The organism is Bradyrhizobium sp. SZCCHNRI3043, assembly GCF_032377735.1.
Taxonomy (GTDB): Bacteria; Pseudomonadota; Alphaproteobacteria; order Rhizobiales; family Xanthobacteraceae; genus Bradyrhizobium.
In genome coordinates this window covers 53,072-76,114 of sequence record NZ_JAUHID010000027.1, presented here as the reverse complement: position 1 = coordinate 76,114, position 23,043 = coordinate 53,072, and the positions used below count along the sequence as shown (strand labels likewise).

Genomic DNA, 23,043 nt, shown 5'->3' with positions numbered 1-23,043 from the left:
GTCGAGGACCGCATGCCCTCGGGCATGCAGGTGATCGGCCAGACCTACACCGATCTCGACACGTTCCAGTTCGCGTCGAACTGGTCTCGCCTGCGGCCGTCACTGTTCGCCGGCGGGCAATTTCCGACCTTCGCCTGACTCCATAGCGGCCGGAACGGTGCAGATGCGAGACAACGGATGCGAGAGCAGCGCTTCGACAGTGAGGTCGGCCATGACTCCGAGAATTTTTCGACGAGCGGTTCTCCTGTTCCTGATCTCAGCGCTGTACCCAGGCGCCGGCGCCTCGGCACAGCAGAGGACGCCATCGCTCGAAGATCTCGCCAAGGCGGCGCAAAACCCGATCGCGGATACGATCAGCGTCGGGCTGGAGAATATCGCCATGCCGAACACGGGTGCGTACCGGCTGACGGCTGACGTTCCGGTCGGCGCGGGAATAGGCAAGCTCTTCATGGTCGACAAGCAGCCGGTCAACGCCGAGATCGGTGTCTACTACAATGTGCTGAGGCCGGACCTGGCATCGCGGTGGCAGTTTCGCGCCAGCCTGGCTTTCCTGTTCCCGAAGTGACGGTGCTCGGGACCAGGCATCGGTGGGATCGATGACCTCCACGGCATGAATGACACCCTCGCGCTCGGGCGACGCATAGACGATGAGTCGTTGCGGCGGTCCTCCTTTTCTCTGTCTGAAAGCATTCGATTTGAAGTTTATCCATCAACAGGAAACGAAGACTTCAGTATGCGTGCTGGCGCTCGACGCCGCCGAGATTGACTTGATCGTTGTCAATCTTGGCGGGTGCTGAGTGAAGTAGTTTCAGCGTCTGACTCGGCAATCGTGCAGCTCACCCGGAGCGCGGAATTTTCGGAGCAGGACTTCGGAGCAGGACAATGTGCATTGCATGCGGTTCCGCCATCGGTTCGCTGTTTGCGGCATCTAAGTCGGAGCGCGGCGGACTGACCCGTCGCCAGATGGTCGCGACCTCGGCTGCGGCCGCAGCGTTCGCCGCTGCCTCGGCTCCGGCCTGGGCCGCCTCCAGCAGCACGACCATCTTTCGCGGCGGGCGCGTCTACACGGTGGACGACTCCCTGCCCTGGGCCCAGGCCGTCGTCGTCAAGGGAGACACGATCGTCTACGTCGGCGACGACGCAGGCGCGATGAAATTTGCCGGACGCGGGGCTGACGTCATCGACCTCAAGGGGCGGATGCTCATGCCGGGCTTCGTCGAGGCGCATTGGCATCTTTGCACGCTGGCCTTCGCCCGCGGCGCCTGGGTCAACGAGGAGGATCCGGAGCGTATCTACGCGATCCTGCGCGATTACGCGAAGACGCATTCCGACGAAAAGTTCATTCTGGGCTTCGGCTGGATCGCTAGCGCGTTTCCCGCCTCGGGTCCGCGCAAGGAGCCGCTGGACGAGATCTTCCCCGATCGACCGGTCCTGCTCGTCAGTTGCGATCTGCACGGCTACTGGGTCAATTCCAAGCTGCTGGAGATGGCCGGCATTACGAAGGATACCCCGCGCGACGTCGTGCCCGGCTCCTCCTGGTACGAAAAGGATCCCAATGGCCTGCCGACCGGCTTCATTTCAGAAGTGCCTGCGCTGTTCGCGGTGCTCAAGGCGCTCGAAAAGCACGGCATCGAACCATTCGGCCTGAAGTCGACCGCCGCCGCGATCGAGGAATGGCAGCCCAGGCTCGCAGCCGCCGGCATCACCACCTTCTTCGATGCCGGCTTCAGCGCCTGGCCGACCGAGCAGCATCACGGTTTCGACATGCTGGTCGAGCTCGAGAAGCGCGGCAAGCTGCTGCAGCGCGTGATCGGCAGCCTGTATCACAATGATCCCAGCGTCGATCCGCTGCCGATCATTCGGGCCTACCGGAAGCGCTATCGCACTCCGCTGGTCAAGGCCGAGGTGCTCAAGCTGATCGTCGATGGCACCGAGCTGAGCCGCACCGCCTATCTGCTGGATCCCTATGCCGGAAGCCCGGATTGGCGCGGCGAACCATTGTTGCCATCGCCCGTGTTGAATCGGATACTGCGCGAAGCCCATGCCGAGGGAATCGATACGCACCTTCACGCCGTCGGCGATGCCGCCGTCCGCATGAGCCTGGATGGATACGAAGCCGCCTTTGGCAAGAACGGCCCCGGCAACCGCCGTCATACCATCTGCCACGCATTCCTCACCGCGCCATCGGACATTGCGCGCTTCAGAAAGCTCGGCGTGATCGCGAATACGCAGATCCAATGGGGCGTGCCGGATGCCAGCCAGCGTCGCGTCCGCGAGATCTACGGCGACGAGCGCTGGAGCCGCATGTACACCTTCAAGACGTTCATCGACGAAGGCGTCACGGTGTCGTTCGGCATGGATGCGCTGGCGACCGGCTCGAAGGTCGTCGTCAAGCCACTCGAGGCGTTGCAGGCCGGCCATACACGTCAGGAGCCGGGCAAGCCCGACGGCCTGGTCCATCCGCCCGCGACCGAACGCCTGGGCCTGCCGGACCTCATCCGAGGCTACACCATCAACGGAGCCTACCAGCTTCGCATGGAGGACAAGATCGGCTCCATCAAGGTCGGCAAGCTGGCCGATCTGATCGTGCTCGAGAACAATCTGTTCGATGTCGGGCCGCACGACATCGGCAAGGTCAATATTCAGCTGACGATGATGAACGGCCGGATCACGCATCGTAGTGGAATCTGAGCGGGAGCGGTGAACGTGCTCGAGACGACGAACGCGCCGGATGAACAACGGGTTGCGCAGGCGAGCGCGCCGATGTCGAAACGTAATCGCTGGCTCATCCTCCTGACCGTCTCCAGCGCGCTGGCGCTCGTCGTGATCGACATGACGGTGCTCTATACGGCGCTGCCGAGCCTGACCCATGAGCTGGCTGCAACGGCCTCGGAGAAACTGTGGATCGTCATGGCCTACGGGCTTGTCGTTGCCGGTCTCCTTCCGGGCTTCGGCTCGCTCGGCGATCGCGTCGGGCACAAGAGGACATTCGTTGTCGGCCTCATCGTCTTCGGACTGGCCTCGGTCGTGGCCGCCTATTCGCCGACCGCCATGGCCCTGATCGGCGGACGCGTCCTGCTCGCAATCGGCGCCGCGCTGATGATGCCGGCGACGCTGTCGATCATTCGCATCACCTTCTCCGATGACCACGAACGGGCGCTCGCCATCGCGATCTGGGGAGCCGTTGCGTCCAGCGGGGCGGCCGTCGGCCCCTTGGTCGGCGGTGTCCTGCTGGAATATTTCTGGTGGGGCTCGGTCTTTCTGATCAACGTGCCGCTCGTCGTGCTGGCGCTGGTCGCCGGCCTGCTGCTGATTCCTGCACCGGCCGATCGTGCTGAGCGCGACTGGGACCTCCTCGGTTCAGTGCAGGTGATGGCCGGGCTGATCGGCTTCGCCTACGTCGTCGAGGAGCTCGGCAGTCGCCAGTCTTCCTATGTCGTCCTTGCCGGCACGGCTGTCGCGACGGTCATCATGTTGACGGTGTTCGTACGCCGTCAATTGCGTCTCGAGGATCCTTTGCTCGACTTCACCCTGTTCCGAAACGTCGAGTTCACGCTCAGCGTGATCACCGCGATCGTGGCTTCACTCGCCATTGCGGGGACGGAGCTCGCGATCAGCCAGCGCCTGCAACTCGTCCTCGGCTATTCGCCGCTGCAGGCGGCATTGTACATCCTTCCGGCCCCGCTCGGTGCCTTCATCGGCGGGCCGCTCGCGAGCCTGATGCTCCGTCGCGTCCGAGCCGCCACCACGATGTCCGGCGCGCTGTTGATCGCAGGCATCGGCGCGGCCGGCTACCTGCTCTGCTACAACGCCAGCCTGGCGCTGCAACTGATCTGCATCGCGGTCAATGGTCTAGGGCTGGGAGCATCCATCGCCGCCGCCTCCAACGCTGTGATGAATCACGCGCCTGAAGGCCGCGAAGGCATGGCCGCGTCGATCGAGGAGGTGTCGTTCGAGCTCGGCGGCACAATCGGCATCAGCATTTTCGGAAGCATTCTGTCCGGAGTCTATACGGCGTTCATGGTTCTGCCCGACGGCCTCGGCATTCCCGCCGCTGCGCGCGACAGCATCGACGAGGCGCTGATCGCCGCCGAGCGGCTGCCGACCGGGCTCGCTGCCCTCGTCACCTCGCACGCTCATCGCGCCTTCGATCAGGCGTTCCTGACTGTCGTCAGCGTTGCGATGGTCGTCCTGCTCGGCACCGCCTTCCTGGTCCGGCCCCGAGCGGAGGGAACGACCTCAAACGCGGCTCGTCAGCAAGTCCACTAGGCCGGCGACGAAGACCCCTCATGCGCGTCGGCGTTGGCGGCGATCACCACGCTCGCCAACGCGATGTCGCCGTCCGATACGTAGTGATTGACCCGCTCGGGCAGACTCCGGCCGGCCTTATAGAGCTCGACGGTCTCGATCGATCGTGTTCTGATCAATTCGGCCATGATGTAGTCCCGCTCCGCATTGGCATCCGGATCGGTGGCGTGCGTGATCTGAAAGGTCAGTCGGGTGAGCGACAGGCCCGTATCCTTCGTGCCGGCGCCGACCCAGAGGACGGACTCATCGGCCGCAGGCGTGTCGGTCGTTAACCAGAAATCGCCAGCGTTCCAGCTCTTCTCGGCGTGGGCGAGGTCAACGGCCCAGAACCGGACGTGATGACGCTTTCGCGGACTATTGCCGATGGCTTTCTGAAAGCCGATATCCTGGCCGCGACCGAACAGATAGAGGGTGCTGAAAGGAGCAGTGGGGTACGGCCTGGCGAGGACGAAGGCGCGGACCATGGCCCACGAGCTTGCCAGCCCCAATCGGTCCGCCTCGCACCAACCGATCGCAGCAAAGCTCGCGCGGAGCTGTCGAAGCGTGCCGATCAGGGCGAGATTGACGGGGTCGCCGGGCAATCCATCGCCGGTGATCGTGTAGCTGGGCACCCTCCGACTCTGAAGGATCCTGAGACTCAATCGGATCACGCGTGGCAGAACGACATAGGCCGCGATTGCGTAGCTGACGCCGACGGCGGCAATCCAGGGCAGCCTGCGGTCCGCCGTCTCGAACACCACGAACACGATCAGCCAGACCGTGAAGATCCCGAGCCCGGCGACCAGCACGCGTTGCATGAGGCGTAAGAGCAGTCGCACTGGATCGGTCCGGTGAAAACGAGGTGATCAGCAATCGCGTTTTCGGTAGGGTGTCCGATCTTCTCTTCGTTGGCAACACCGCACGTGAAGGCACGAGGCGGCCCGGTCGCCGGCGCTATGACGAGGTTGTCCGCCCTGGGTTGCTCGACATTCGTCTGCGGCGGCACGCAGCCCCGAGCCAGCCCAAAGACAGCCGGACTGCGCGTGCTTACGCCGACAGCCGCTCGGCGTTGGACGCGACATGATCTCGATAGAGATCGACGACCGCGGCCGGGCTCGCGCCGGCCATCAGCTTCGCCGTCGCCTCCAGGGCTGCGGCGATCTTTTCGCTGACCATCAGCTCCGCCTCCTCGCCCGCATCGGCTTCGCCGCGCGCGAACTTTTCCAGCCGCAGCCGGATGACCTCGCCGGCTTCCATGGCCAGCATCGCGGCCGAGAACCAGGGGAACTCCGCATCGGCGGTTGCCGTCAGGGACGGCCGCATCTGCAAAGACATCGGGGTTTTGCTCATCGTCATCGTCCGAGAACATCAGCGGACGTGCGAGGAATACGCTTCAACTTTTAATGATGCGGACGCACAATCATCGACGATTTCGAGTCGGCACGAACCGCCGATTAACCACACGGCGCAGCTTCTCCCCGTCATTTGCGCGCGGAGCGAAACAATCCAGAATCCCTCCGTGGAGACAGTCTGGATGGCTTCGCTCCGCCGCTCCGCTCGCAATGACGTGGGGATAGAGCTCGTCTGCTGGAGGCGACAATCTTGGGCTTCCTGTTCGTGCTCGCGATAGGCCTCGTTGCCGGCACGTTGTCCGGCATCGTCGGCACCGGCTCGTCGATCATGCTGATGCCGGTGCTGGCCTACGAGTACGGCCCGAAGGAGGCCGTGCCGATCATGGCGGTCGCCGCCGTCATGGCGAACCTGTCGCGCATCCTGGCGTGGTGGCGCGAGGTCGACTGGCGCGCCTGCGCGGCCTATTCGGTCACCGGCATTCCGGCCGCCGCACTCGGCGCGCGCACCTTGCTGATCCTGCCGTCGCAGGCGGTCGATATCACGATCGGCCTGTTCCTGATGGCGATGGTGCCGGTACGGCATTGGCTGACGCGGCACGACCTCAAGGCCAACCTCTGGCACCTCGCGCTCGGCGGTGCGGTGATCGGATTTCTGACCGGCATCGTGGTCTCGACCGGGCCGCTCAGCGTGCCGCTGTTCCTGTTCTATGGGCTGTCGAAGGGCGCCTTCCTCGCCACCGAGGCTGCCAGCTCGCTCGGGCTCTATGTCTCGAAATCCATCACCTTCCAGCGCTTCGGCGCGCTGACGCCGGACATTCTGCTCAAGGGCCTGATCGCCGGCGGCTCGCTGATGGCCGGCGCCTTCGTCGCCAAACGCTTCGTGCTGCACATGAAGCCCGATGTGTTCCGCGTGGTGATGGATGGCATCATGCTGGCCGCAGGCCTAACTATGCTATGGAACGCCACCCACTCCTGAGCACATCGATTCTCCCTCCATGGCCAAGACCACGCTCTCCTTCGTCTGCCAGAACTGCGGCGCGGCCTATTCGCGCTGGCAGGGCAAATGCGAGGCCTGCGGCGAGTGGAACACGCTGGCCGAGGAAGACACGACGGGCGCGACCTCCGCGCCGGTGTCGCTGCGCTCCAAGCGCAAGGGCCGCACGTTCCAGTTGGAATCGCTCACCGGCAAGAGCATCGACGCGCCGCGGCTGTCGTCGGGCATGACCGAGCTCGACCGCGTCACCGGCGGCGGCTTCGTGCGCGGCTCGGTGCTGCTGGTCGGCGGCGATCCCGGCATCGGCAAATCGACGCTTCTGACCCAGGCGACCTCGATGCTGGCGCGCGCCGGCCATCGCGCGGTCTACATTTCCGGCGAGGAAGCTGTCGCCCAGGTGCGGCTGCGCGCCGAGCGCCTCGGGCTTGCGGATGCGCCGGTACAACTGGCGGCTGAGACGTCGGTCGAGGACATCATCGCGACCCTGTCCGAAGGCGGCGTGCCGCGACTGATCGTGATCGATTCGATCCAGACGATGTGGACCGACACCGTCGAATCGGCGCCGGGCACGGTGACCCAGGTGCGCGCCTCGGCGCAGAAGCTCATTCGCTTCGCCAAGAAATCCGGCGCCGCCATCATCCTTGTCGGCCACGTCACCAAGGACGGTCAGATCGCCGGCCCCCGCGTCGTCGAGCACATGGTCGACGCGGTGCTGTCGTTCGAGGGCGAGGGCTCGCAGCAGTTCCGCATCCTGCGCGCCGTCAAGAACCGGTTCGGCCCGACCGACGAGATCGGCGTGTTCGAAATGACCGGATTGGGTCTGCGCGAGGTCACCAACCCCTCCGAGCTGTTTCTGTCCGAGCGCGATCTCGGCAGCCCCGGCACGGCGGTCTTTGCCGGGATCGAGGGCACCCGCCCCGTGCTGGTCGAAATCCAGGCCCTGGTGGCGCCGACCTCGCTCGGCACGCCGCGCCGCGCCGTCGTCGGCTGGGATCCGAGCCGGCTGTCAATGGTGCTGGCCGTGCTGGAGGCGCATTGCGGCGTCAAGCTGTCAGGCCACGACGTCTATCTCAACGTCGCCGGCGGCCTGCGCATCAACGAGCCGGCGGCGGATCTCGCCGCGGCCGCAGCTCTGGTCTCCTCGCTGGTCAACGCGCCGCTGCCGCCCGATGCGGTCTATTTCGGCGAGATTTCGCTGTCGGGCGCGGTCCGCCCGGTGGCGCAGACCTCGGCGCGGCTGAAGGAGGCGGCCAAGCTCGGCTTCGGCCGCGTCGTGCTGCCGGAGCGCGCCCGCGGCGAGGCCGGCGGCGATGCCGGGCTCAGCCTCAATACCGTCGGCGGATTGACCAGCCTGGTCGCCGACATCGCCGCGCGCGGCACGCCCCGCGCCCGCCACGACGGCAGCCGGGACGAGGGTGAGCAGGGCCGCCGTGGCCCCAGCCATGCCGAAAAAAATGCCACACCAGCGAGATTCCGCCGCCAGGACGGCTAGCCGGACCGTGACGTTCGCGTGACTCGCCGCTATACAACGCCGCAACCGGGCGCCCACGCGGGATGGTGCAGCGTCCGGACTTGCCGGGGAACCCTGCTCTCCTCCGCCTGGAGGGGCGGTCCTCCGTCAATTCGAAGCGAACCTTGGACCTGACAAGCGGACCTGAGCAGCCGATGCCGATAACGATCCTCGATCTCATCCTGCTCGGCGTGATGCTGGTGTCGGGGCTGCTCGCGATGGTCCGCGGCTTCATGCGCGAGATCCTGTCGATCGCCGCGTGGGGCGCGGCGGCCCTGGTCACGCTTTATTCATTCTCGAAGCTGCTGCCGACCGCCAAGACCTATTTCAACAACGATACCGTCGCCAGCGTCGTGGTCGTTGCCGGTACTTTCGTGGGCACCCTGCTCATCGTCTCGGTGATCACGGTCAAGATCTCCGACATGATCCTCGATTCGCGCATCGGCGCGCTCGACCGCACCCTGGGATTCCTGTTCGGACTGGGCCGTGGCCTCCTGATCGTGGTCGTCGCCTTCCTGTTCTTCAGCTGGCTGGTGCCGGACAAGCAGCGTCCGGACTGGGTCACCGGCGCCAAGTCCCGCGTGGTCCTGCAGGGAACCGGGGATTGGCTGATGTCGCTCTTGCCTGATGATCCCGAGAACACCATTTTAAAGAAATTCAAGAAGAACAAGCCGGACGACGACCAGACTGACACCGAGTCGCCCGGAGTGGGCGGCGATGGGTACAGCAAGCCTGCCCGCGACAGCTTGAAGAAGCTGATCGAGAAACCCGCGGCCAAGTGAGCCTAGCCCAGAAGAGAGGCGCGATGGACCAGCACCACGATTCTTCCGGCGAAGCCCAAATGGACTCCCACGCGGATCTGGACTTCGGACCTCAAGCCTACCTCAGAGACCCAGACCTTGACGGAGACACGCTGCGCGAAGAGTGCGGCGTGTTCGGCATTTATGGGCACAATGACGCCGCCGCGATCACCGCGCTCGGCCTGCATGCGCTCCAGCATCGCGGCCAGGAGGCAGCCGGCATCGTCTCCTACGATGGCGCGCGCTTCCACAGCGAGCGCCGCCTGGGTCTCGTCGGCGACACCTTCTCCCGCCGCGAGGTGATCGAGCGCCTGCCCGGCAACGCCGCGATCGGCCATGTCCGCTACGCGACGACCGGCGCGACCATCCTGCGCAACGTGCAGCCGCTGTTCGCCGAGCTCAACGCCGGCGGCTTCGCGGTCGGCCACAACGGCAACCTCACCAACGGTCTCACCCTGCGCCGCGAGCTGGTGCGCGCCGGCGCCATCATGCAGTCGACCACCGACACCGAGGTGATCCTGCATCTGGTCGCGCATTCCCGCCGCACCAACTTCATCGATCGCTTCATCGAGGCGCTACGCGCACTCGAAGGCGCCTACTCGCTGGTCTGCATGACCAACAAGAAGCTGATCGGCGCCCGCGATCCCCTCGGCATCCGTCCGCTGGTCTATGGCGAGCTCGAAGGCTGCCCGATCCTGGCGTCGGAGACCTGCGCGCTCGACATGATCGGCGCGCGCTACATCCGCGACATCGAGCCGGGCGAGGTCGTGATCTTCGACGAGACCGGCGCGCACAGCCACAAGCCGTTCCCGCCGAAGCCGGCGCGTCCGTGCGTGTTCGAATACATCTACTTCGCCCGCCCCGATTCCGTGGTCGGCGGCCGCTCGGTCTACGAGGTGCGCAAGGCGTTCGGCGCGCAGCTCGCGCGCGAGAGCCATCCCGACGTCGACGTCGTGGTGCCGGTGCCGGACTCCGGCGTGCCGGCGGCGATCGGCTACAGCCAGCATTCCGGCGTGCCGTTCGAGCTCGGCATCATCCGCAATCACTATGTCGGCCGCACCTTCATCCAGCCGACCCAGGCGATCCGCGAATCCGGCGTGCGCATGAAGCACTCGGCCAACCGCGCCGCGATCGAGGGCAAGCGCATCATCCTGATCGACGACTCGCTGGTGCGCGGCACCACTTCGCGCAAGATCGTGCGCATGATGCGCGACGCCGGCGCCACGGAGGTGCATTTCCGCCTCGCCTCGCCGCCGATCCTCTACCCCGACTATTACGGCATCGACCTGCCGGACCGTGGCGGCCTCTTGGCGGCGACGCATTCGCTCGAGGAGATGCGCGAGCTGATCGGCGCGGATTCGCTGGCGTTCCTGTCGATCGACGGCATGTACCGCGCCATGGGCGAGCCGGCCCGTGATCCGGCCGCACCGAAATACTCCGACCACTGCTTCACCGGCAGCTATCCCACCCACCTCACGGACCAGGCGATGGTCGAGTCGACCCAGCATCAATTGTCGCTGCTGGCGGAAGCGAGCTGAGGTTCTTTCCACGCGCAGTCATTCCGGGGCGATGCGCAGCATCGAACCCGGAATCCCGAGCTTGCTGATCCCCGTATCATCTCCAGATTCCGGGTTCGAGGCCTGCGGCCTCGCCCCGGAATGACGATGCATAGTGAGCTGTCGTCCCGGCCGAAACCGGGACCCATCATCGCCAGCCGTCCTTGGCGGGCAGGACTAGCCACAGACAGCCAACTCCCTCATAACCGCCGCGGAGTATGGGTCCCGGCTTTCGCCGGGACGACGACGTCAGAGATCTGCGACCATGACCCTTCCCCTCGCCAACCGTATTGCCCTCGTCACCGGCGCCTCGCGCGGCATCGGCCATGCGACCGCCCGCGCGCTCGCCCGCGCCGGCGCGCATGTCGTCGCCGTCGCCCGCACCCAGGGCGGGCTGGAGGAGCTCGACGACGAGATCCGGAAAGAGACCGGCAACGGCGCCACCTTGGTGCCGCTCAGCATGACCGACAGCGACGGCATCGCTCGGCTTGGCGCCGCGCTGCACGAGCGCCACGGCAAGCTCGACATTCTCGTCGGCAATGCCGCCGTGCCCGGCCCGTCGTCGCCGCTCGGCCATATCGACCTGAAGCCCTGGAACGACGTCGTCGCCGTCAACCTCTCCGCCAACTTCCAGCTGATCCGCTGCATGGAGCCGCTGCTGAAGGCCTCCGACGCCGGCCGCGCGGTGTTTCTCACGTCAGGCGCCGCCCACAAGGCCCAGGCCTATCTCGGCCCCTACGCCGTCACCAAGGCCGCGCTGGAGACGCTGGCACGGGTGTGGGCGCACGAGACCGAGCGGACGCCGCTGCGCGTGAACCTGTTCAGCCCGGGCCCGATCCGGACCCGCATGCGCGCCACGGTGTTCCCCGGCGAAGATCCGATGACGCTCGAAACGCCCGAGCAGGTCGCCGAGTTCATCGTGCCGATGTGCCTGCCGTCGTGGACCGAGACCGGCAAGCTCTACGAGTACAAGACGCGCACCCTGAAGAGCTTCCAGCCGCCGGCGTAGCCCTGCGCAACCACCGTCATTCCGGGGCAAGGCCGCAGGCCTTGAATCCGGAATCTCGTTGTTATCTTGCGGTCGGATTGGCGGCAGCAGAGTTCGCCGCGGAAGGCTTGGCCGCCGCAGCCTTGTCCGCAGACGCCTTCGCCGCAGCCGGCGCCTGACGATCGCGCACTGCCGTCAGCTCCTTGCGCAGCTTCTCCTGCTGCTCCGGCGTCAGCACCGGGCGCTGGTCGTCATGCGGCACGTCGTTCACCGGGAGATAGTTGTACGTATTGCCGTACTGCGCCGTGTCGGACGATGGCGTCGTGCCCGAGGTCGCGCAACCGCCGAGCAGCACGGACGTCAACAGCGCCGCGCTCCCGAGCACCGAACGCAAGGTCACGTGTCGCGCAAATGGCAAGCAGGTCTGACGGAAGTTCATCGCGCGGCCGCGGCCATGGTGCGCGTGGCCCCCTGCGCCGTGATGCCGTGCTCGTTGGACTGCAGCCCCGGCAGGCTCTTCACCCAGGGATAGCCGCGCTGGCCCATGTCGTGGCCGCGATCGAACAGCGCGGTCATGTAGGTGCGATCGAACGGGCCGTCGGCCTTGACCTGGAAATCGGCCGGCACGCTGGCGAGGTTGAAGTCGATGCCGTTGAACTTCGCCACCGAGTAGATGCGGTAGATGTCGCCGATGCCCTGGTTCTTGATCAGGGTCGACAGCGAGCGCTGCGTCACCGAGAGCACGTCGGCGCCGACGCTGTCCCATTGCGGATCGATGCGGGCGTTACGGATGACGTAGAGATGTGCGCCGCTCACGCTCCTGCGCGGGCCGCGGCCGGAGACGAGGCGCAGCACCGAGGGACCGATGAACACCTGCCGGGTGACGCCGCCGTCGACATGCAGCTCGTCGTAGTCCTTGTCGCCGATCCGCACCTTGATGCGAACGGGGGCGAAGGCGCCCGGCACGGTCGCGGAGGCCAACAGCACCTGACGGAACAGGGCGATCGCCTCTGGCGTATCGGCTGCTGCGATGCGGCCCATGTCCCACAGCACCGGACGCTGCGCATCGAGATTGGTGGTGCCGACCAGCAGCACCCGGCCCTTGCTGCTCTCGCGCGCGACGTCGCGGAGAAACTCGCGATCGACATATTTCTCGATCAGCCGCGACAGCGGCGTGTTGTCGGCCAGCGCCGAGCCCTGGAGCAGGCCGGGAATGTTGACCGTGAAAATGTCCTTGCGCTCATAGGCGGTGAAGATTTCGCGCAGCTTGTCGTCGTGCTCGCGCCCCAGGAAGACGAACGGCGCGATCAGCGCGCCGGAGCTGACGCCCGTCACCATGTCGAACGACGGCCGGTTCCCGGCCTCGCCCCAGCCGGCCAGAAGCCCGGCGCCGAACGCACCGTTCTCGGCACCACCGGAGATCGCGAGGAAATTCAGCGGACGCGAGATCGGGATTTCGGCCGACGCGCGCGACATCGCGGCCTCGGCAAAGCGCGGCGCCGGCTCATCACCCCAGTAGCGGACGTTGCGGAAGCCGACCGGGTCGGCGCTGACGGCAGCCGCTTCCGGCAGCGCGTTGCGCGGCATGATGGCTGCGCAGGCCGCCAGCAGCAGCGACGCGGCGAACGCGAGCAGGATGCGCGGGACAAGCGCGCGGAACGAGGCGGCAGACTTCATCGCGACGCTTGCTGCTCCACGCTTGCGATCTCCGGCTGCGGCGCGTCGGGCCTGGCCTCGTCGGCGCCCTTATCAGTCCAGCCCGGCGGCAGGCCCAGACCGGCACCGACAAAGCCCTTCAGGCCGGGGAAGCGTCCGTACTGCTCACATGCGGCATATTTGGGAGCGCCACCCAGCTTGGCCGGCACACTCGACACCGAAGGCAGCGAGGCCAGCGACGGGACGCCTCCGAACGGCGACTCGCCGGTCGACACCAGCTTGGCGAAGTCGGCGCCGAACTCGGAAGCGAGGTCGTAGGCGTCGCCGTCATTGGCCATCCGCGCATTGGAGACCGAGTTGGCGCCGCGCGCCCACACCATCGCGGCCTTCTGGAAGCCGGCAAAGTCGCGCGCCTCGGCCTCGACGGACAGCGTGCCGAGCCCGACCGGCAGCCGGGGCACCGGCACGGGAACGCCCGGCAGCGCGACGCTCTTGGCGATGGACGCCGCCTGCGAGGCTGCCGATGCGGTCGCGTTGGTCGCCGTGGCATGGGTGACGGTCGCCTTGACCGTCAGATCCGCCTCCTCGCGGGGTCCGACGATCTGGAATCGCTCGCTGAGACGCAGGCACATTTCGCGGCTGATGACGTTGGCCACCAGCTTGCGCTCGTTCTCGTCGAGGGCGATGTCGGGACGCGGCGGAAACGCGGTCGGCTCGATCCGGATCGTCTTGGCCTCGAGCAGCTCCTTCTTGTTGGCCTTGATCTGCGCGCGCGTCACCAGGCCGTTGGCATCGGCGAGGCGATCGTAATTCTTGAGCGAGCCGGCCCGCTCGAGCGGAGCCGTGGCGCAGCCGACCGTTGCCAGCGCCAGGGAAATCAGGGCCGTCGACTTCAGCGGAGCGAGACGCATCGTAGCGGGGAGACCCATTGATAGATAGCTCACTCTAATTAAGTCTCACAAGCAGCAGCGCTTGTCCAACTAAACTAGATCAAATTCTCTAGATTAGAGCGGCGAGAAATATTATTTTATATTACAAGCAGTTGGCGGAAACGACGAATGTGGCGAGAGTTGGCCCGACGGGACGCGCGATGAGAAAGGTCGATCCGGTCAAGCACGAGCAGAAGCGCCAGGGGATTCTCCAGGCCGCCCTGTCGTGCTTCGTCAGGAACGGATTCCACGGCGCCAGCACCACCGACATCTGCGCTGCGGCGAAGATCAGCCCGGGCCACCTCTATCATTACTTTCCCAGCAAGGAGGCGATGATCCAGGCGCTGGTCGAGCAGAATCTGAGCCACGCTGCATCGCGCCTCCAGGCAATCCTGGCCTCGCCCGACGTGATCGACGCCCTGGTGCAAGAGCTCGAGAGCGCCAGCATTCACCAGCCGCAGGCCCAGGTCCTCAGCGCCGAGGCCTTGGCCGAGGCCTGTCGCAATGCCGACTTTGCCGCCATCGTCCACGCGCATGCGCGCGCGATGCGGGCGCTGCTGGTCGACTTCCTCACCAAGGCACAGGGCCGCGGCGAGGTCGATCCCGACCTCGATCCGGAGGCGACCGCGAACATCCTGTTCGTGATCGTCGACGGCGCACGTGCGCTGCCGATCCGCAATCCGGCGGTCGATATCAAGCAGAGCAGTGAGCATCTGCGGCTCATGCTGACGCGCTTTCTGCGGCCGCCCACGTTGCCGACGCCGCCGAAAAAGGAAGCTGTGGAGCAGGCGCCCGTCTGAGCCTGCCGATCGGCGTGCCCCCGCGCGATTGACACCCCGCCATGCCCGCGATTGACTGCGCTCATAAGCGGATGACCGCAGCACATATCGGGGAGGACGGTATGACGCGAGCACGACGCGGACGCGCGACAAGGCCTGCCCTGGTCATTCTGCTGTTCGCCGTTGCGGCCGGCAACGTCCTCTTCTCTCGCGGCACCACCGCCGCAGCGGAGGTGCCCGCGTTCGCGGTCGAGCCGTCCTGGCCGAAGCAGCTCCCCAACAACTGGATCCTCGGCCAGGTCGGCGGCATCACGGTTGATCACCAGGGCCACATCTGGGTCATTCACCGGCCGCGCTCGCTGACCGACGACGAGAAAGGCGCCACGCTCAATCCGCCGCGATCGAAATGCTGCATGCCGGCGCCCCCGGTGCTCGAATTCGATACCGACGGCAATCTCTTGCGCGCCTGGGGCGGCCCGGGCCCGGGCTATGAATGGGTCGGCCGCGAGCATGGCATCGAGGTCGACGAACGCGGCTTCGTCTGGATCGGCGGCAATGCCGACAATGACAACGCCATCCTGAAGTTCACGCTCGATGGCAAGTTCGTCGCTCAGATCGGAACGATGGCGCCGAGCAAGGGCTCCAACGACACCACCCAGCTCGGCAAGCCCGCGGAGACAGCGATCGACAAGGAGGCGAACGAGATCTACGTCGCCGACGGCTACGGCAACCGCCGCGTCATCGTGTTCGATGCCACCACCCTCGCCTACAAGCGGCATTGGGGAGCCTACGGCCATGTCCCTGATGATGCCAAGCAGCCACCGTATGATCCGAAGGCACCGGTCGCCCAGCAGTTCGGCAATCCCGTGCACTGCGTGAAGATCGCCGACGATGGTCTCGTCTATGTCTGCGACCGCATCAACGACCGCATCCAGGTGTTCAGGAAGGACGGGACATTCGTGACCGAATGGTTCTTCGAAAAGAACACGCTCGGCAATGGCGCGGTGTGGGACATCGCGATCTGGCCGGATCCGAAGCAGACCTACCTGCTGTCTGCCGATGGCGAGAACAACGAGATCCGCATCATCAGGCGGGATGACGGCAGCGTGGTTGGCAGCTTCGGCCACAATGGCCGCAATGCCGGCCAATTCCATTGGGTGCACGCGATGGCTGTCGACCGGCAGGGCAACGTTTATACCGCCGAGGTCGACACCGGTAAGCGCATCCAGAAATTCCGGCTGACCTCGGACGCCCTGCGTTAACGCTCAAGCGAAACGCACAAACCTTGCGCGCGTCTCGCGCCTTTTGGCGCATTGCCGCAACTCACAAGACCGGCTATCCAGGGAGATCGACGGCAAAGGGCGCCCAAGAAGCCCCGCCGTGACACGACACCAGGGAGGACTTCGATGACAACGTCTCATACGCGGCGGATGGCCGCGTTGCTTGCTGCCACCACGCTCAGCTTTGCCGGCTCCGCCTTCGCCGACGACAAGGTCGTCAAGATCGGCGTGCTCAACGACATGTCCAGCCTGTATGCCGACATCGGCGGGCCCAACTCGGTCGCAGCCGTCAACATGGCGGTCGAGGATTCAGGCCTGAAGGCCAAGGGCTGGACCATCGAGGTCATCAGCGGCGACCACCAGAACAAGCCCGACGTCGGCGTCAACATCGGCCGGCAGTGGATCGACACCCAGAAGGTCGACGTGATCATGGACACGCCGAACTCCGGCGTGGCGCTGGCCGTCTCCAATCTGGTCAAGGAGAAGAACTCGATCCTCCTGAACTCCGGCGCGGCCACTGCCGACCTCACCGGCAAGGCCTGCAACGCCAACACGATCTCGTTCACCTACGACACCTACATGCTCGCCAATGGCACCGGCAAGGCGCTGACCAAGGCCGGCGGCGACACCTGGTTCTTCCTCACCGCCGACTACGCCTTCGGCCATGCGCTGGAGCGCGACACCTCTGCAGTCGTGACCAGCAGTGGCGGCAAGGTGCTCGGCTCGGTCAAGCATCCGCTCAACACCGCGGACTTCTCGTCCTTCCTGCTGCAGGCGCAATCGTCGAAGGCCAAGGTCATCGGCCTTGCCAACGCCGGCGGCGACACCACCAACTCGATCAAGCAGGCTTCCGAATTCGGCATCGTCCAGGGCGGCCAGAAGCTCGCCGCGCTGTTGTTGTTCGTCAACGACGTGCATGCGCTCGGGCTCAAGGTCGCGCAGGGCCTGACCTTCACCGAGTCGTTCTACTGGGACCTGAACGAGCAGACCCGCGCCTGGTCCAACCGCTTCCAGAAGCTGTCACCGAAGGGCACGATGCCGTCGATGACGGTGGCCGGCGTCTACGCCGGCGCGCTGCACTACCTGAAGACGCTCGAGGCACTCGGCGGCAATCCGCATGACGGCGCCAAGGTCGTGGCCAAGATGAAGGAGATTCCGACCGACGATCCGCTGTTCGGCAAGGGCCCGCTGCGCGCCGACGGCCGCCGCCTGATCCCGGCCTATCTGTTCGAGGTCAAGAAGCCCGAAGAGTCCAAATATCCGTGGGACTACTACAAGCTGATCGCCAAGATCGCGCCCGAGGATGCCGCCAAGCCGCTCGAGGCCAGCGAGTGCCCGCTGGTGAAGAAGTAATCCGATAGCTCCGATGCGGGATGCGGTGGATTAGCATCGCGTCCCGCCAGTGCCGCTGCGCAGACGATGCGACATTCGCTGCGCAGAATCACGTCATCGTCAGCGCAGCAGACTCGCGAGGCGGCCGATGCCTTCCTCGATCACGGCTTCCTCGGGCAGCGAATAGGACAGGCGGATCGTGTTGGTGCCGCTGCCGTCGTGGAAGAAGGCAGCCCCGGGAACGAACGCCACCTGGGCCTGATTCACGGCCCGGTCGAGCAAGGCGGCACCGGACACGCCGTCCGGCAGGGTGAGCCAGACGAAGAACCCGCCGTCGGGGCGCGTCCACCTCGCTTCTGACGGCATCTGTGCCTCGAGTGCCCTCAGCATCGCATCGCGCTTGAGCCGATAATGCGCGCGCGCCCGTGCGATCAGCCCGGCATGCCCTCCGTCTTTCACGAGCCTGTGCATCACGATCTGATTGATCGCTGACACGTTGAGGTCGCTCGCCTGCTTGATGAGGACGAGACGGCTGATGATGGCGCGCGATGCACAAACCCAGCCGATGCGCAGGCCCGGCGCGACCGTCTTCGAGAACGTTCCGAGATGGATGACGCGGGAAGCATCGAGCGAGCCGCGGCGACGGACGTCCAACGACTGCAGCGACGGCATCTCGTCGCCGTCGAAACGCAAGGCAGAATAGGCGCTGTCCTCCAACACCGGCACGTCCAGCTCGCCGGCGAGATCCAGGACATCGGCGCGCGCCGAACGCGACAGCGTCTCACCGGTCGGATTGGCAAAGTCCGGCACGACATAGACGAACTTCACGCGCGCCCCCGCAGCTTCTTTCGCGGCTTCGTCCGCGTAGGAGGCCGGGGTGCGGTTCGCAGCGCGTGGACCGATCGAATCGTAACGCGGCTCGTAGGCCGAAAAGGCCTGCAGCGCGCCAAGATAGGTGGGAACGGTGACGAGCGCCGTATCCGCGGGCGTGAGCAGCAGCTTGCCGAGAAAATCGAGTGCCTGTTGCGATCCCGCGGTGACGAGGATGTTGTCTGGCGAGGCCGCTATGCCCTGCGTGGTCATGTGCTCGGCGATCCACTGGCGAAGCGGACCGTAGCCCTCGCTGACCGCATATTGCAGAGCAGCGGAAGCCACGTCGGGCGACGCCAGCGCATCGGCATAGACCTGCGCCGCCGCTGCTGCAGGAAACAGCGCGGGATCGGGGATGCCGCCGGCGAACGAAATCATGCCGGGCCGCTCCAGCACCTTGAGCAGCTCGCGGATCTCCGATGCCTTCATGCGATCCGCGCGGCGCGCGTAGACGGGCTTCCAGCTCACCAATATTCCTCCCCTGATCCGGCTATTTATGTCAGCATTATTGACCTATTTTAAAGCGTGTGCAATCCCCGTCCCGCGAGGGCGCGAGAGCTGCATCGGTGGAGTCACCGGATGAGAACCTTCAGGCCGGCGCGCTAGTCTAGCTGCTCTTTGCCGAGGACAGCGTCCGCACCGCAATCAGGAGAGCGACGATCAGCAACGCCGACGCCAGCAGGAACGGCGCGCCGGGTAGATGCGCCGGCGCGGCCGCTCCGATGAAATAGGCAAAGGTCAGCGTGAACAGGAAGGGACCTGCGAGCTGGGCCACGCTCTGCACGCTCGACGTCGCGCCCTGTAGCTGGCCCTGTCTGTCCGGTGGGACGAGGCGGGTCATCAAAGCCTGCATGGCCGCGCCCGAGACGCCCCACAGCGCCATCACGGGAATGCCGAGCCAGCTCAACGGCCCGGTCGGCGCAAGGCCGAAGATCAGGAAGCCCACCGTCCCCGCGGACAGGCCGAGCATCAGCGCGCCGCGCTCGCCGAGCAGGCGGACGATCAGCCCCACCGCCCCGCCCTGCACCACCATGGCGCAGATGCCGACCATCGCCAGCGTCAGCCCGACCGTGCGCGTATCCCAGCCATAGCGATAGGTCGCGTAGAGCACGAAGGTCGACGGCAGCACGACATGAGCGAGCTGGGTGATGAAGTTGACGACCGACAGTCCGCCGAGGATGCGATCCGAGCGCAGCAATTGCAGCGCGCCGAGCGGGCTCGCGGCTCGCCATCGGAACGGACTGCGCCGCTTTGACGGCAGCGATTCCGGTAGCACCAGAAGTCCGTACAGCGCGTTGGCGAAGCCGAGCGCGGCTGCAGCCCAGAACGGCAGCCGCGGGTCGATGTCGCCGAGCAGGCCGCCGGTGGCAGGACCGAGCACGAAGCCCGCGCCGAACGCCGCGCCGATGCGCCCGAAGATCGCCGCACGCCGGTCGGGCGGCGTCAGGTCGGAGATGTAGGCGAAAGCCGTCGAGATGCTGGCCGAGGTGACTCCGGAGATCAGGCGCCCCACGAACAGCCACGCGAGCGACGGCGCCAGCGCCATCAGCACGTAGTCCGCGGCCAAGCCGAAGTTCGACAGCAGGATCACCGGCCGCCGGCCGAAGCGGTCGGACAGGCTGCCGAGCACCGGCGAGAACACGAACTGCATCAGCGCCCAGGCGGTGCCGAACAGGCCGAAGATGCGGGCCGCCTGCGCAGTGTCGTTGCCCACGAAGCTCTCGATCAGCTTCGGCAGGATCGGCATGATCAGCCCGAGCGCGAGCATGTCGAGCAGGATGGTGACGAAGATGAAGGCGACGGCGCCGCGGCGTGGGGCCGTCGCATCTTCTGTCGCGACGCTCGGCGGGCTTGCTTCCATGGCCGGACCGCTTCCGCTGACGCAACTGATCAGTTCGGCCGCTTGCGCTTGTGCGCGAACGGGTTGGCCTTCTCGCGCAGCGTGATGCGCACCGGCGTGCCCGGCAGCTCGAAGGTCTCGCGCATCGAGTTGGTGAGATAGCGCAGGTACGATTGCGGGATCGCGTCGGCCCGCGAGCAGAACAGCACGAAGCTCGGCGGCCGCGCCTTGGTCTGGGTGATGTAGTTCAGCTTGAGCCGGCGGCCCGACACCGCCGGCGGCGGGTTGTCGGCGATCGCCTGCTCGAACCAGCGGTTCAGCGCCGCGGTCGGCACGCGCCGGTTCCAGATCGCGTAGGCTTCGACGATCGCCTGCATCAGCCGGTCGATGCCCTCGCCCATCAGGCCCGACACCGCCACGATCGGCGCGCCCGCGACCTGCGGCAGCCAGTGGTCGGCATCGCGGCGCAGCATCGAGATCTGGCCGGGGTTGCCGTCCATCAGGTCCCATTTGTTGACGGCGATGACCAGCGCACGCCCCTCGCGCTCGATCAGATCGGCGATGCGCAGATCCTGCTCCTCGAAGCGGTTCTGCGCATCCATCATCAGCACGACCACCTCGGCGAAGCGCACCGCGCGCAGCGCATCGGCCACCGACAGCTTCTCCAGCTTCTCCTCGATGCGCGAGCGCCGGCGCAGACCTGCGGTGTCGAAGATGCGGAAGCCGCGGCCCTTCCACTCGATTTCGACCGCGATCGAATCGCGCGTCGTACCGGCCTCGGGACTCGTGAGCAGCCGCTCCTCGCCGAGCAGATGGTTGATCAGGGTCGACTTGCCGGCGTTGGGACGGCCGACGATCGCGACCCGGATCGGCCTGTTGGCGCGCTCCTCGTCGGTCTCCTCGTGCTCGTCCTCCTCATCGTCCGTGGGCGGCACGAGCTTGCTGACGGCGTCATAGAGCTCGCCCATGCCCTCGCCGTGCTCGGCCGAGATCTGGATGGGATCACCGAGGCCGAGCGCGTAAGATTCCATGGCGCCGAGCTCGCCATGCTTGCCCTCGCTCTTGTTGGCGAGCAACAGCACCGGCTTGTCGGCGCGGCGGGCGAAATCGGCGAAGGCGCGGTCGGCGGGCGTCAGGCCGATGCGGGCATCGATCACGAAGAACAGCGCGTCGGCGAGCGCGATCGCGGTCTCCGTCTGCTCCTGCATGCGCGCGGTCAGCGAGCCCTTCGGCCCCTCGTCGAGGCCGGCGGTGTCGATGATCGTGAAGTTGAGATCGAACAGCTTAGCTTCGCCCTCGCGGCGGTCGCGCGTGACGCCCGGCATGTCGTCGACGAGCGCCAGCTTCTGCCCGACCAGACGGTTGAACAGGGTCGACTTGCCGACGTTGGGCCGGCCGATGATGGCGATGGTGAAGGGCATGATGATCCGTGCGCGTGAGCGCGCAGCTTTAGCGCATTCGGCCGCAAAACCGAACGGGCGATCCGCCGATTCGCAGGTGAGATTAACGGCTGAAGGAGCCGCTCGGCATCGGCGCCGGGAAGCCGCCGCCGGATCGCTGGGCCGCCGGCTGCTGCGCCGGGGCAGCATCATCCGGCGGTGGTGCCGTGGTGCGGCGGCGCACGATCTTCTTGGGCTTCGGTGCCGGCGGAACGGCGGCAGCGCCCTCCTCGACCGCGGCAGCCTCGCCATCCTGCGGATCGGCCGTCGTCGGGTTGTTCACGGCCGCCTGCCGCCGGCCCTTTCTACCCTTGGGCTCCTCCACCGGAGGCGCCGGCGGCGTAGCCGCCTGAGCGCCCGGGTCGGTCATCGGCTGCTGCTGGGCACCCTTGTAGAGTTCCTTCGGCACGCCCTGCTCGAGACCCGGCACGCCCTCCGGGAACACCGGCTTGCGGTCGCCCGGCAGCTTCTTCTTGGTGTCCAGGAAGTCGAGCATGTCCGAGGGGTCGAAACTTCCCCCACTCGCGCAGCCGCCCAGCACGCCGGAAAGCGCAATGAGGACCGTCAGGGCAATGGCACGTTGGGCGCGGCGCATGATCGTCGTTCCAATCAACTCGGTTTCGCCGTCGCGAGGTCCGCGATCAGCTCTTGGCGACTGCAGGCAACAGCGCCTGCAGCGCTTCAGCGCGCGAGCGCAGGCCCGGCGGGGTCTCACCATCCAGCGCAATCATGTCGAGCCATTGGCGGGCCGCCGCGGCATCATTGGCCTTCCACGCCGACAGCGCCAGCAATTCGCGGGCGGCGTGGCGGAACGGCGCGCCGGGCGCAGTTTCGCCTTCGAGGCGCTGCTTGAGGTCGGCGTAAGGCGCCGTATCGGCCAGCAGGCCGGCCGCGCGCAGCCGCGCCATCGACTGCTGCTCGGCCCCGATGCTGCGGTCGGCGGCGAGTTCGTCATAGAGCTTCACGGCAGCCGCCTTGTCGCGCATCGCGGCCTCGGCGGCCTGGTGGAAGCGGGCCAGCATGCGGTATCCCGATGGGGCCGTGGCCGCGACATCCGCAAAGGCCTTCTCCGCCTCGGCATGCTTGTTCTGCTCGGAGAGTTCGAGGGCCTTGTTGAAGGCCGAGCCGGCTTCGGCCGCCTTCTGACCCTCGAGATACTGGTAGCCGCGCCAGCCGCCGACGCCGGCGATGATCAGCACGGCAATGGCGATGATCAAGATCGAGTAGCGGTCCCACAGCTTCTTGAGCTGTTCCCGACGGACCTCCTCGTCTACTTCATCAATGAATTCAGACACCTAAGGACATCCCGTCAGGTTCGCTGCGAGCGCGCGCGCATGGGTTTGAAGTGCCGCGCGAGCGGCCCGTTGCCCGCGCGCCGGCGCCGATACCGCATCGGCATGGCGGTGGCAAGGCGAGTCCAGCCGAATCAAG

Annotated in this window: 21 protein-coding genes; 11 read left to right on the top strand and 10 right to left on the bottom strand. The window is 66.2% G+C overall.

Going from position 1 to position 23,043, the window contains the following annotated elements:
* Window positions 1–211: 211 nt before the first annotated feature.
* The 3 genes from QX124_RS30245 (at window position 212) to QX124_RS30235 (ending at window position 4,269) form a co-directional block, all read left to right on the top strand.
* The gene (locus QX124_RS30245; RefSeq protein WP_315799134.1) at window positions 212–565 is read left to right on the top strand and encodes a hypothetical protein; all 354 of its coding nucleotides are present in this window, start codon (window positions 212–214) and stop codon (window positions 563–565) included.
* Between the two features lie 317 nt (window positions 566–882).
* Complete coding sequence (locus tag QX124_RS30240) at window positions 883–2,691, top strand: amidohydrolase (protein ID WP_315799133.1); 1,809 nt, start codon at window positions 883–885, stop codon at window positions 2,689–2,691.
* Window positions 2,692–2,763: 72 nt separating this feature from the next.
* On the top strand, window positions 2,764–4,269 hold the full coding sequence (locus QX124_RS30235; protein ID WP_315799132.1) for an MFS transporter: 1,506 nt from the start codon (window positions 2,764–2,766) through the stop codon (window positions 4,267–4,269).
* Here QX124_RS30235 and QX124_RS30230 read toward each other — a convergent pair.
* Complete coding sequence (locus tag QX124_RS30230; protein WP_409997774.1) at window positions 4,266–5,048, bottom strand: LssY C-terminal domain-containing protein; 783 nt, start codon at window positions 5,046–5,048, stop codon at window positions 4,266–4,268. The two genes, QX124_RS30235 and QX124_RS30230, sit on opposite strands and share 4 nt — an antisense overlap.
* A 286-nt stretch (window positions 5,049–5,334) precedes the next feature.
* Window positions 5,335–5,637 carry a hypothetical protein gene (locus QX124_RS30225; protein ID WP_315799130.1) on the bottom strand — a complete coding sequence of 101 codons (303 nt, stop codon included), beginning with the start codon at window positions 5,635–5,637 and terminating at the stop codon, window positions 5,335–5,337.
* 252 nt (window positions 5,638–5,889) lie between these two features.
* Here QX124_RS30225 and QX124_RS30220 point away from each other — a divergent pair, with 252 nt between their 5' ends.
* The 5 genes from QX124_RS30220 (at window position 5,890) to QX124_RS30200 (ending at window position 11,508) form a co-directional block, all read left to right on the top strand.
* Window positions 5,890–6,615 (top strand): sulfite exporter TauE/SafE family protein, encoded by a 726-nt coding sequence (locus tag QX124_RS30220; RefSeq protein WP_315799129.1) that lies wholly within the window; start codon window positions 5,890–5,892, stop codon window positions 6,613–6,615.
* Between the two features lie 19 nt (window positions 6,616–6,634).
* On the top strand, window positions 6,635–8,125 hold the full coding sequence (gene radA, locus QX124_RS30215) for a DNA repair protein RadA (protein ID WP_315777465.1): 1,491 nt from the start codon (window positions 6,635–6,637) through the stop codon (window positions 8,123–8,125).
* A gap of 173 nt (window positions 8,126–8,298) precedes the next feature.
* Window positions 8,299–8,925: a CvpA family protein gene (locus QX124_RS30210; RefSeq protein ID WP_315739453.1), complete on the top strand. Its 627-nt coding sequence runs from the start codon at window positions 8,299–8,301 to the stop codon at window positions 8,923–8,925.
* A gap of 59 nt (window positions 8,926–8,984) precedes the next feature.
* A complete protein-coding gene (gene purF, locus QX124_RS30205; protein WP_315739370.1) occupies window positions 8,985–10,481 on the top strand; it encodes an amidophosphoribosyltransferase in 1,497 nt (498 codons plus the stop codon).
* A gap of 283 nt (window positions 10,482–10,764) precedes the next feature.
* Entirely contained in the window at window positions 10,765–11,508 is a 744-nt protein-coding gene (locus tag QX124_RS30200; protein ID WP_315755770.1) for an SDR family NAD(P)-dependent oxidoreductase, read from the top strand.
* 61 nt (window positions 11,509–11,569) lie between these two features.
* On the opposite strand, the gene QX124_RS30195 is transcribed toward QX124_RS30200, so the two are convergent.
* The 3 genes from QX124_RS30195 to QX124_RS30185 are packed head-to-tail and all read right to left on the bottom strand — an operon-like array spanning window position 11,570 to window position 14,072.
* Complete coding sequence (locus tag QX124_RS30195; RefSeq protein WP_315799128.1) at window positions 11,570–11,887, bottom strand: hypothetical protein; 318 nt, start codon at window positions 11,885–11,887, stop codon at window positions 11,570–11,572.
* A 35-nt stretch (window positions 11,888–11,922) separates the two neighbouring features.
* Entirely contained in the window at window positions 11,923–13,164 is a 1,242-nt protein-coding gene (locus tag QX124_RS30190) for a patatin-like phospholipase family protein (RefSeq protein WP_315739367.1), read from the bottom strand.
* The gene (locus QX124_RS30185) at window positions 13,161–14,072 is read right to left on the bottom strand and encodes a DUF3313 family protein (RefSeq protein WP_315799127.1); all 912 of its coding nucleotides are present in this window, start codon (window positions 14,070–14,072) and stop codon (window positions 13,161–13,163) included. Before QX124_RS30185 ends, QX124_RS30190 begins: the two co-directional genes overlap by 4 nt.
* 161 nt (window positions 14,073–14,233) lie before the next feature.
* On the opposite strand from QX124_RS30185, the gene QX124_RS30180 reads away from it, so the two are divergent.
* The 3 genes from QX124_RS30180 to QX124_RS30170 all read left to right on the top strand — a co-directional run bounded on the left by QX124_RS30180 (window position 14,234) and on the right by QX124_RS30170 (window position 17,484).
* Window positions 14,234–14,872, top strand: a complete 639-nt coding sequence (locus QX124_RS30180) for a TetR/AcrR family transcriptional regulator (protein WP_315799126.1) — start codon at window positions 14,234–14,236, stop codon at window positions 14,870–14,872.
* Between the two features lie 101 nt (window positions 14,873–14,973).
* Window positions 14,974–16,113 carry a hypothetical protein gene (locus QX124_RS30175; protein WP_315799125.1) on the top strand — a complete coding sequence of 380 codons (1,140 nt, stop codon included), beginning with the start codon at window positions 14,974–14,976 and terminating at the stop codon, window positions 16,111–16,113.
* A gap of 144 nt (window positions 16,114–16,257) precedes the next feature.
* Window positions 16,258–17,484, top strand: a complete 1,227-nt coding sequence (locus QX124_RS30170) for an ABC transporter substrate-binding protein (RefSeq protein ID WP_315777460.1) — start codon at window positions 16,258–16,260, stop codon at window positions 17,482–17,484.
* A 99-nt stretch (window positions 17,485–17,583) separates the two neighbouring features.
* Here QX124_RS30170 and QX124_RS30165 read toward each other — a convergent pair whose 3' ends face one another.
* From QX124_RS30165 to QX124_RS30145, 5 genes are all read right to left on the bottom strand, one after another.
* Complete coding sequence (locus tag QX124_RS30165) at window positions 17,584–18,804, bottom strand: PLP-dependent aminotransferase family protein (protein ID WP_315739362.1); 1,221 nt, start codon at window positions 18,802–18,804, stop codon at window positions 17,584–17,586.
* 136 nt (window positions 18,805–18,940) lie between these two features.
* A complete protein-coding gene (locus tag QX124_RS30160; protein WP_315739361.1) occupies window positions 18,941–20,194 on the bottom strand; it encodes a TCR/Tet family MFS transporter in 1,254 nt (417 codons plus the stop codon).
* Between the two features lie 29 nt (window positions 20,195–20,223).
* Window positions 20,224–21,594: a ribosome biogenesis GTPase Der gene (gene der, locus QX124_RS30155; RefSeq protein WP_315739359.1), complete on the bottom strand. Its 1,371-nt coding sequence runs from the start codon at window positions 21,592–21,594 to the stop codon at window positions 20,224–20,226.
* 82 nt (window positions 21,595–21,676) lie between these two features.
* Complete coding sequence (locus tag QX124_RS30150) at window positions 21,677–22,207, bottom strand: hypothetical protein (RefSeq protein WP_315739357.1); 531 nt, start codon at window positions 22,205–22,207, stop codon at window positions 21,677–21,679.
* A gap of 46 nt (window positions 22,208–22,253) precedes the next feature.
* Window positions 22,254–22,907 carry a tetratricopeptide repeat protein gene (locus tag QX124_RS30145; RefSeq protein WP_315739356.1) on the bottom strand — a complete coding sequence of 218 codons (654 nt, stop codon included), beginning with the start codon at window positions 22,905–22,907 and terminating at the stop codon, window positions 22,254–22,256.
* Window positions 22,908–23,043: the final 136 nt, after the last annotated feature.